This window comes from Limnobaculum parvum (assembly GCF_003096015.2).
Classification (GTDB): domain Bacteria; phylum Pseudomonadota; class Gammaproteobacteria; order Enterobacterales; family Enterobacteriaceae; genus Limnobaculum; species Limnobaculum parvum.
The window spans coordinates 1,716,319-1,727,175 of sequence record NZ_CP029185.2; the positions used below are offsets into that span (position 1 = coordinate 1,716,319).

Annotated in this window: 7 protein-coding genes; 5 read left to right on the forward strand and 2 right to left on the reverse strand. The window is 46.3% G+C overall.

Features of this window, described 5'->3' with window-relative positions:
- Nucleotides 1–247: 247 nt before the first annotated feature.
- Nucleotides 248–2,638 (forward strand): phosphoenolpyruvate synthase, encoded by a 2,391-nt coding sequence (gene ppsA, locus HYN51_RS06960; RefSeq protein ID WP_407936337.1) that lies wholly within the window; start codon nt 248–250, stop codon nt 2,636–2,638.
- Nucleotides 2,639–2,901: 263 nt separating this feature from the next.
- Here ppsA and ydiK read toward each other — a convergent pair whose 3' ends face one another.
- A complete protein-coding gene (gene ydiK / locus HYN51_RS06965; protein ID WP_108899358.1) occupies nt 2,902–3,999 on the reverse strand; it encodes an AI-2E family transporter YdiK in 1,098 nt (365 codons plus the stop codon).
- 297 nt (nt 4,000–4,296) lie between these two features.
- On the opposite strand from ydiK, the gene ydiJ reads away from it, so the two are divergent.
- Genes ydiJ through zntB form a run of 3 tightly spaced genes read left to right on the forward strand, consistent with a single transcriptional unit; the run spans nt 4,297 to nt 8,841 of the window.
- The gene (gene ydiJ / locus HYN51_RS06970) at nt 4,297–7,350 is read left to right on the forward strand and encodes a D-2-hydroxyglutarate dehydrogenase YdiJ (protein ID WP_108899359.1); all 3,054 of its coding nucleotides are present in this window, start codon (nt 4,297–4,299) and stop codon (nt 7,348–7,350) included.
- 27 nt (nt 7,351–7,377) lie between these two features.
- Entirely contained in the window at nt 7,378–7,800 is a 423-nt protein-coding gene (locus HYN51_RS06975) for a hotdog fold thioesterase (RefSeq protein ID WP_230514032.1), read from the forward strand.
- Between the two features lie 57 nt (nt 7,801–7,857).
- On the forward strand, nt 7,858–8,841 hold the full coding sequence (zntB, locus tag HYN51_RS06980) for a zinc transporter ZntB (protein ID WP_108899361.1): 984 nt from the start codon (nt 7,858–7,860) through the stop codon (nt 8,839–8,841).
- 177 nt (nt 8,842–9,018) lie between these two features.
- Here the strand turns inward: zntB and ttcA are convergent, their stop codons facing one another.
- Nucleotides 9,019–9,942, reverse strand: a complete 924-nt coding sequence (gene ttcA, locus HYN51_RS06985; RefSeq protein WP_108899362.1) for a tRNA 2-thiocytidine(32) synthetase TtcA — start codon at nt 9,940–9,942, stop codon at nt 9,019–9,021.
- Nucleotides 9,943–10,443: 501 nt separating this feature from the next.
- Between ttcA and HYN51_RS16800 the strand changes: the two genes are divergently transcribed.
- Nucleotides 10,444–10,719, forward strand: a complete 276-nt coding sequence (locus HYN51_RS16800) for an IS1-like element transposase (protein ID WP_108899363.1) — start codon at nt 10,444–10,446, stop codon at nt 10,717–10,719.
- Nucleotides 10,720–10,857: the final 138 nt, after the last annotated feature.

Sequence of the window (10,857 nt, forward strand, 5' to 3'; positions counted from 1 at the left end):
ATTAAAATCACGCGATCGATATGAACAAAATTGTTGTTGAATATGCGCATAAAAAGCGCGATTGCGAACAAGATACAATATTTATAAGACTAAGAAAACTCAGTTTAAATGCGGAAACGATTAACCATTTCATAAGTGATTCATTGCTGTGTAAGCTTTCCTACGTATCTGGATTTTTGACCTGTGCGGTATAAAACTTGTTTTGTCATTTAATCCGTCTTACTGACTCAATAATGGAACATCTCTGATGCCTGATATCAATAGTAATCAACATAACGTTGTTTGGTATAACCAACTGGGAATGCATGATGTTGATCGTGTTGGGGGCAAAAATGCCTCCTTAGGGGAAATGATCACTAATCTGAGCGAACTGGGCGTATCGGTTCCTAATGGTTTTGCTACTACTGCTCAGGCGTTTAATGATTTTCTTGAGCAAAGTGGCGTAAATCAGCGTATTTATCAGCTGCTCGACCAAATCGACGTGGATAACGTCAACGCACTGGCAGATGCCGGAGCGCAAATTCGGGGCTGGATTATCGATACACCATTCCAGCCAGAGCTGGAACAGGCGATTCATCAGGCTTATCAAACATTGTCGGAAGGTAATGTCGGCGCTTCATTTGCCGTTCGTTCTTCTGCAACCGCTGAAGACATGCCTGACGCATCGTTTGCTGGTCAGCAAGAAACCTTTCTTAACGTGCAGGGTATTGATGCAGTGATGGTAGCGATTAAGCATGTATTTGCTTCATTGTTTAACGATCGTGCAATTTCTTACCGTGTGCATCAGGGTTATGATCATCGTGGCGTGGCGCTCTCTGCTGGGGTACAGCGCATGGTGCGTTCTGACTTAGCTTCTGCGGGCGTGATGTTCACTATTGATACTGAATCGGGCTTCGATCAGGTGGTATTTATCACCTCGGCCTATGGTCTAGGTGAAATGGTGGTGCAGGGGGCGGTTAATCCGGATGAGTTCTATGTCCATAAACCAACGTTGATGAATGGTCGACCGGCTATCGTTCGTCGAACCATCGGTTCGAAAAAGCTTCGCATGGTTTATGCCGATAGCCAGGAGCATGGTAAACAGGTTTGTATTGAAGATGTGCCAGAAGCGGATCGTGTGCAGTACAGTCTGCGGGATGATGAGATCCAGCAGTTGGCTCATCAGGCGCTACTGATTGAGAAACATTATGGTCGCCCAATGGATATTGAATGGGCAAAAGACGGTCATTCTGGAAAATTGTATATCGTACAGGCTCGTCCAGAAACGGTGCGTTCCAATGAACAAGTGATGGAACGTTACCAACTGTACAAGCGTGGTGAAATTCTGGCGGAAGGGCGAGCCATAGGCAACCGCATTGGTGCGGGGCCGGTAAAAGTGATTACCGATTTAAGCCAGATGGACCGCATTCAGCCGGGTGATGTATTAGTTACTGATATGACTGACCCAGATTGGGAACCGATCATGAAGCGTGCAGCGGCTATCGTCACTAACCGTGGCGGAAGAACCTGCCATGCGGCGATTATTGCCCGTGAGCTAGGTATTCCTGCGGTTGTGGGCTGCGGTAATGCCACCGATCTATTGCATGAAGGACAGAAAGTGACGGTCTCTTGTGCTGAAGGTGATACGGGCTTTATCTATCAGGATATTCTGGACTTTAAGGTACAAAGTTCTCAATTGAATCAACTGCCGGAGATTCCGGTAAAAATCATGATGAATATCGGTAACCCGGATCGTGCCTTTGATTTTGCCCGCCTGCCAAATGAGGGCGTTGGTCTGGCTCGTCTAGAATTTATCATCAACCGTATGATTGGTGTGCATCCACGCGCGTTACTGGAATTTGACCAGCAGGAAGCCTCGGTTCAGCAGGAAATTCGTGAACTGATGGTGGGTTATGACGATCCGGTTGAGTTCTATATTGGTCGACTGTCCGAAGGTATTGCAACGCTGGCTGCTGCATTCTGGCCGAAGCGGGTGATTGTGCGCCTGTCTGACTTCAAATCTAACGAATACGCCAATCTGGTGGGCGGAAGCCGTTATGAACCCCATGAAGAGAACCCGATGTTAGGATTCCGTGGTGCAGGGCGTTACGTATCCGAAGACTTTAAAGCTTGCTTTGCGCTGGAGTGTGAAGCGGTTAAACGGGTTCGCAACCAGATGGGACTGACAAATGTTGAAATTATGATCCCATTTGTACGCACCGTCGATCAGGCCAAAGCGGTTATCGATCAACTGGCCCATGAAGGGCTGAAACGTGGTCAGGATGGGCTGAAAGTGATTATGATGTGTGAAATACCGTCTAACGCACTCTTAGCAGAAGCGTTCTTGGAACACTTTGATGGTTTCTCCATCGGTTCTAACGATATGACTCAACTCACCTTGGGTCTGGATCGGGACTCGGGGGTAGTTTCCGAACTGTTTGATGAACGTAACGACGCAGTCAAAGCCTTACTTTCTATGGCAATTAAAGCCGCCAAGAAGAAGGGCAAATACGTCGGAATTTGCGGTCAGGGCCCGTCAGATCATGAAGACTTCGCCGTATGGTTAATGGAGCAAGGCATCGACAGCCTCTCCCTCAACCCGGACACCGTCATCAAAACCTGGATGGCACTGGCAGAAGAAAGTGCAGAAACGGTTTGATAAATAATTACACCAAGTCGGCGTTATTCGTAGCATGAGATAGGTAATCGGCGGGAGAGGCCGCCGTTGGGGGCGACTTGACGTAAGCGCTGGTCCGAAGGGTGAAACACCGCAAGGTGTTTCATCACTGCCCCTAAGCGGAGTAGGCCCGGTACGCTCTGTCGCTGAGTTCGGAGGGGCTTCCGGCCAAGTACAAAGTCGATATACACAATATCGCTTTTACGGCCGGAAGATCCTCAACATCCAATCAGAAACAACCCAACTTAAATATTCAGTTCCCGATCCAAATCCGGTAACTCATCCGTTGGCTCCGGAACCTCATCAATCCAGGCAGAAATTAAACGATACGATACCGCCAGCACCACGGGACCAATGAATAATCCAATCATACCAAAGGCCAGTAATCCCCCAATAACCCCGGAAAGAATCAGCAACAGCGGTAAATCTGCACCTAAACGAATCAGCGCTGGGCGCAGGAAATTATCCATAGAAACCACAATGCAGCTCCAGACTAACAGTACCGTACCCCAAGTGTTATCTCCGCTCCAGTAAAGCCAGAATACCGCAGGGAACAGGATCAGCGATGGCCCGATTTGTGCCAGACAACAAATAAACATCAATACCGTTAACAGTGTGGCATAAGGGATACCGGATATGGCTAACCCAATCCCTCCTAACAGTGCCTGAGTCAGTGCGGTAACCACCACGCCCAACGCCACGGCACGAATAGCCTGAGCACCTAGAATAACGGCCGCTTCCCCACGTTTTTCGGCTAAACGTAACGCAAAGTGACGGATGCCTTTAGCCACGGCTTCACCCTTAGAGTAAAGAATGGCACTGAATATCACCATTAGCGTGCCGTGCAACATAAAACCGCCAACGTGAGCCACTTGAGAAACAAACCAGGTTGTAGCGGCACCCGCATAAGGTTGAATACTGGCAACCAGCGCTTTACCACCATCAGTAGACAGGGCTTGCCAGTTGCGATACAGACGCCGACCAACGCCTGGAATATCATTTAGCCAAGCCAGTTTAGGAATATGCCAGTTCTCTGGTTTTCCAACCCAATCAACTAACTGGCCACTGTTGTCGACAATACTATTAATGACCAAGCCAAAAGGCAGAACGAATACCACCACCAGTAACAAAGTCATGATGATCACCGCCGGAGTCCGCCGTCCGCCGGTATATTTTTGTACCCGTAATAGTAACGGCCAGGTTGCTATAACCACCATGCCCGCCCAAGCAAAGCCCAAAATAAAAGGGCGAACGACCCAAAGGCAGATTACGAGCATCATCAGAATAAACAGTATTCCAAACATCAGACGTGCAAGATCAAAACGTTTTTTCGGTTGTGTCATGGATGTACTCATCATGAAATAGAGTTGTTAATAACTAAGCTATAGTATCGGGTATAGCCAAACGTTACGCTATTTTAATTAATAAATTGATAATTATCATTTAAGCGTAAGCGCTGGCAAAAGTATGTAAATGAACCCTTACTCTTGCCTCAATATTGAGAGAAGGCGTTAAGGGTTGCGATAAATTTAATGGATGGGCTACGCAAACGATAAAGCAGTATGCTAGTTTAGTTCGCTAGATTGGGTAATGTTTAGAACATAATAAAATAAAAAATAACGCAAAAGAGATTAATGGCAATGATTCCACAGCTAAAGCAAGCACCCGGCGTTGATTCACCGGTTCAGGAGTATTTAGGCGCGTTAAAACAGGCGGGTTTCAGTGGTGATATTGCAACGCAATATGCGGACCGTCTGAGCATGTCGACGGATAACAGCATCTATCAGATGCTGCCTCAGGCCATTGTGTTTCCTCGTTCTACTGCCGATGTGCTGTTGATTGCCCGAACCGGTCAGCAGGCAAGTTTTTCCGCCATTACGTTTACCCCACGGGGCGGTGGCACAGGGACCAATGGACAGTCACTCAATGATGGCATTGTGGTGGATATGTCGCGCTACATGAACCGTATTCTTGAGTTGAATTTAGAGCAAGGATGGGTTCGTGTCGAAGCCGGTGTAGTTAAAGATCAACTGAATCAATATCTGAAGCCTCACGGCTATTTTTTCTCGCCAGAACTGTCGACCAGTAACCGGGCAACGCTGGGGGGGATGATTAATACTGATGCCTCCGGTCAGGGTTCGTTGGTTTATGGTAAAACGTCCGACCATGTTTTGGGCTTAAGAAGCGTTTTGCTGAACGGAGAACTTCTGGACACGTATGCCATGCCGGTAGCGGTCGCAGAACAGTTAGCCTCACAACAAACGGCGGTAGGGAAGGTTTATCAGACGGTGTTGGAAAGGTGCCGTCAGCAGCGTCAGCTTATTATCGACAAATTTCCCAAGTTGAACCGTTTTCTCACCGGTTATGATCTCCGGCATGTTTTTAGTGACGATCTGCAAACGTTTGACCTTTCGCGCATACTGACCGGTTCTGAAGGTTCGCTGGCATTTATTACCGAAGCTAGGCTGAATATCACGCCGTTACCCGCACTGCGTCGACTGGTGAATATTAAGTATGACAGTTTTGATTCGGCACTGAGAAATGCGCCATTAATGGTAGAGGCCAATGCGTTATCGGTGGAAACCGTAGACTCGAAAGTCTTTAACCTAGCCCGTGAAGATATTGTCTGGGAATCAGTAAAAAATCTGATTACTGACATTCCGGGCAAAGATATGCAGGGGCTGAATATCGTTGAATTTGCCGGTCAGGATCCCGAAGTGATTAACCGTCAGGCTGAGTTCCTCTGCTCCCGGCTGGATCAATTGATGGAAAAGGGCGAAGCCGGCGTGATTGGCTACCAACTGTGTAGCGATTTAGCCGATATCGAACGTATCTATGCGATGCGTAAGAAAGCGGTCGGTTTGTTGGGCAATGCTAAAGGGTTAGCCAAACCCATTCCTTTTGCTGAAGACACATGTGTACCGCCGTCGCATTTGGCCGACTATATATCTGAGTTTCGCGCATTATTGGATAGCCATAATTTGGCTTACGGTATGTTTGGTCATGTAGATGCGGGGGTATTGCACGTTCGGCCGGCGCTGGATATGTGCGATCCACAGCAGGAGCTATTAATGAAACAGCTCTCTGACCAAATCGTTGCGCTGACCGCTAAATATGGTGGTTTGTTATGGGGAGAGCATGGCAAGGGCTTTCGCGCCGAGTATAGCCCTGACTTTTTTGGCCCAGCGCTGTATGACGAACTGCGTCGTATTAAAGCGGTGTTTGACCCGGATAATCGACTGAACCCGGGTAAGATCTGTTCACCCATGGGGAGAGAGGACGCTCTCTATAAAGTGGACGCGGTAAAACGCGGCACATTTGATCGTCGCATCCCGCTGGCGGTACGAACGTCTTTTAAAGGTGCTTTGGAGTGTAACGGTAACGGCCTGTGTTTTAACTTTGATGCTAACAGCCCAATGTGCCCGTCAATGAAGATTAGTGCTAATCGGGTTCATTCACCTAAAGGCCGGGCAACGCTGGTGCGAGAATGGCTGCGATTACTGGCAGAAGAAGGTGTTGATCCACTGGCACTTGAGACGCAACTGGCTGAACAACGCTTGAGTTGGCGGAGTGTGTTAGATAAGACCAAAAATAGCCTGCGCCAACGTCAGGGAGAATATGATTTTTCTCATGAGGTCAAGCAGTCCATGGCGGGCTGTCTGGCCTGTAAGGCCTGTTCCACTCAGTGCCCAATAAAGATTGATGTTCCGGCATTTCGTTCTCGTTTCTTGCAGTTGTATCATACGCGCTACTTCCGCCCGGCTCGGGACTATATTGTTGCATCAGTAGAGAACTATGCGCCAGTGATGGCAAAAGCGCCGCAGGTGTTTAACTTCTTTATTCGTCAGTCTTGGGTTCAGATGTTGGGGGCTAAAAGTATAGGCATGGTGAATTTACCGTTGCTCTCTTCTCCAACGCTGAAACAACAGCTACAGGGGCATCAGGCTTGTACTATGACGCTGGAGCAGTTGGAAGCAATTGACGCGGCAAGTAAGCAGCAATACGTCTTAGTGGTTCAGGACCCCTTTACCAGCTATTACGATGCTAAAGTTGTGGCGGATTTTATTCACCTGATTGAAAAACTGGGGCTGAAACCGGTGCTGTTGCCGTTTAGCCCAAATGGTAAAGCCCAGCATATTAAAGGCTTTTTGCGGCAATTTGCCAAAACTGCCCAACGTACGGCGGATATGCTGAATCGGGTTGCTAAGTTGAATATACCGATGGTAGGCGTCGACCCGGCTCTGGTGTTGTGTTATCGCGATGAGTATAGCCAGATTTTAGGTGAAAAACGGGGTGATTTTAAAGTTCAATTGATGCATGAATGGTTGAACGCCAATCTTGCGCGTTTTCCAGCAAAAAGCGAAGCACAGTCGCCTTGGTATCTGTTTAGCCACTGTACTGAAAGTACAGCGCTTCCCGCCAGCGGCAAGCAGTGGGAAAACCTGTTTAGTCACTTTGGCGCTAAATTGAATAATGTCAGCCTTGGTTGCTGTGGTATGGCTGGAACCTATGGTCATGAAGCGGATAATTTGAATAATTCTGCCGGAATATATGCGTTATCTTGGCAAAAAGCGCTGGAAGGCAAAGACGCGAGTCGCTGTCTGGCTACCGGGTATTCATGCCGTAGTCAGGTTAAACGTTTTAGTCATGTGGTATTGAAACACCCGCTTCAGGCTTTGCTTGAGCTGGTGTGATAAACAATGAATCAAGGTAAGTCATCTATGTGGAAACGACATAAAACACTGGTAGAACTGAACCAGATGTCAAAAGGAACCATGATCGAACATGTCGGCATTGTCTACACGTTACAAACGGAAGACAGTCTGGAAGCGACCATGCCGGTGGATCATCGTACCATTCAACCTTTTGGCCTGTTACATGGCGGCGCTTCGGTAGTGCTGGCAGAAACCTTGGGCTCAGTCGCTGGTTATCTGTGCTGTGAGGGAGAGACGCAGGTGGTCGGTATCGATATTAATGCGAACCACGTGCGGGCGGCTAAACAGGGAAGGGTTCGTGGGGTATGTAAAGCCATTCATTTAGGGCGTAGCCATCAAGTATGGGAAATTAAAATTTACGATGAGGCGGATCGGCTTTGCTGTATTTCTCGACTGACAACGGCCGTTCTGGATAAGACATTGCGTTAATAACCCATGTTATTGATGACTAGAAGTACCTGATTATTTTATATAAAGGTGGTTGATGTGAATAAGGTAAGCGGTAATCAATTAGAGGTTCCGCAGGAAATTCACGCTTATCAGTTAGATGGCAAGGGCGGTATATTGCCGGTTACGGATAAGACGGAAGCAACGGCAGCAGAGCCTTGCTGGATACATATAGATTACGAACAGCCAGAAAGTCTTCATTGGTTAAATGAAACCCCTCTGTTACCCGAGAGTTTTAAAGAGGCGCTGTCTGGAGAAAGTTGTCGCCCACGAGTTACTCGTCAGGGGAATGGAACACTAATTATTCTTCGCAGTATAAACCTGAATAGCGAGTCGGTTCCCGATCCGTTGGTGACGCTAAGGGTATTTATTTCCGATAGTTTGATTATCTCCAGTCGTCATCGGGCCATTCATGCGGTAGATGAGGTGGTAAATGAATTAAAAAAAGGAACCGGACCATTTCATAGCGGAAGCTGGCTGGTGGAAATTCTGGATTTTCTGACCGATCAGGTCAGTGATTTTATTGATGACCTCCATGGACGGGTTATCGATCTGGAAGATGGGTTACTGGAGAAAGAGGTGCCAGAACGAGGGGTTATTGCGCTTATTCGTAAGCAGCTTATTGTATTACGCCGTCACTTGATGCCTCAACGAGATGTATTTTCTCGGTTGGCCAGTGAGCGGTTACCATGGATGAGTAATGAAGATCGCCATCGGATGCAGGATATTGCCGATCGACTGGGTCGCGGTCTGGATGATTTAGATGCAACGATTGCTCGTACTGCCGTGGTGGTGGATGAAATTAATTCTCTGCTGGCTGATGCGATGAACCGCCGCACCTATACCATGTCGCTCATGGCGATGCTGTTTTTACCCGCGACGTTTCTTACTGGGCTATTTGGCGTAAACCTAGGTGGGATTCCCGGCGGCGATAAAGAACATGCTTTCACCATTTTCTGCATTTGCTTGGTCGTTGTTGGCGGTAGCATTTTGTGGTGGTTGAAGAAGAGTAAGTGGTTGTAGGTATTTTATGAAATATCGGGTGGTTTTGTTTTTATACCTAAAATAGACAATCAAAGGCCCGGCGCACTCTATCGCTAAGTATCGGATCCTTTCCGGTCGATGACATAATAAATATAAGTATTATGTCATTACGGCCGGAAAATCCACGGATGTTAATTTATTAGGTCAGTCAGCAGCCTACTTAACTTCAACCACATCAATACCTAAATCTACATTTTCATCCGGTATAAAACCGGTAGGCTGTAGGGGGAATTCTTCCCGGTCAAATGCCAAATCACCGCCGTTTACCACTTCCATACCTTGCTGAATAGCAGTGAAATCAAACAGTTCACGGTCGCACAGATGAGATGGCACAACGTTTTGCATAGCGCTGAACATGGTTTCAATTCTGCCCGGATAACGGCGATCCCAATCTCTCAGCATATCCTTAATCACCTGACGCTGTAGGTTAGGTTGTGAGCCACAGAGGTTGCAGGGAATAATGGGGAAAGCTTTCGCCTCGGCATAACGCTCAATATCTTTTTCACGACAGTAGGCCAATGGACGGATAACGATATGTTTGCCGTCATCGCTGATGAGCTTTGGTGGCATCCCTTTTAGTTTGCCGCCGTAGAACATGTTTAAGAATAGGGTTTGCAGAATATCATCGCGATGATGGCCTAATGCAATTTTAGTGATACCGAGTTCAGTTGCCGTACGATAAAGAATACCGCGACGCAGGCGAGAGCAAAGAGAGCAGGTCGTTTTACCCTCAGGTATTTTATCTTTCACAATACCGTAGGTATTTTCTTCAACAATTTTATATTCAATACCTAGCGTATTTAGATATTCCGGCAGCACGTGTTCAGGAAAGCCCGGCTGTTTTTGATCCAGATTAACGGCAATCAGCTCAAAATTAACCGGTGCACTTCTCTGCAAATTTTGCAGAATATCCAACATGGTATAGCTATCTTTTCCACCGGACAGGCAAACCATGACCCGATCGCCATCTTCAATCATTGAGAAGTCTGCGATAGCTTCACCCACGTTACGACGTAAACGTTTATGCAGTTTATTAAGGTTGTATTGCTCTTTCTGGTTCAGCGCTGCTGTTGTGCTCATAGCGATAACTCTATCTGCCTGATTGTTGCCTGTTAGCAGGGAAGACCTGCCGGAAATCGTGGAGGTGTATGGTACGGATTATTGAGCGGGTTGTCAGTAGAATAATACGCTTCGATAGCGGTAAAAACCGATGATAATGGTAAAAAACAATAACAAACAATTCGAAATGATTAATTTACACTCGGAATATAACTAAAAATTCAATTTGAATAGGTTAATTGATAAAACAATGATGAAAATATCTATGCAGAACTGTCAATTATACTAGTGATGTAATCGTAAAATATATATTAGAATCGACAAGGTAAACCAACATAAAAATTATGACGATTAATTTATATCATGACTATTCTGGATAATATTGGGAAGGTTAGCTTGCCATATAAGCGCTTAATTCATTCTTAATGAGAGTGTTATAGATACGAGGTAAGTTAATAATATTCTGAATTATCATTGTCATGACTACTTACTTGATGTTTTGGGTCCAAAAGGAGATGGAAAATGGTCACTATTGAAGTCGCATGCCGCCATTGTAATGAGACACAACCAGTTAGAAAGCATGGTAAAGGGCGGGGTGGTTATCCGCGTTATTATTGTAATAGCTGTAGAAGAACATTTCAGTTGTCCTATTTGTATCGCGCTCATCAGCCAGGAATGAAAGAAAAAATTATTGAAATGGCTTCTCAAGGCGCGGGAATTCGACATACCAGCCGAACGCTGAAAGTAGGATTAAACACGGTAATGCGCTATTTGAAAACGGCTGAAGGAATAAGTTAGCGTTTATCATTATTATTAATAGGTGATGCATTTAGAATATTAAGACGGTGTTATCTTTTTCATTAAAAATAAGACGGCATTCTCAAATAAGCCTTTAGTTAATAAATAAAGCACCTTCATCAGGTGCTTTATTTTTTA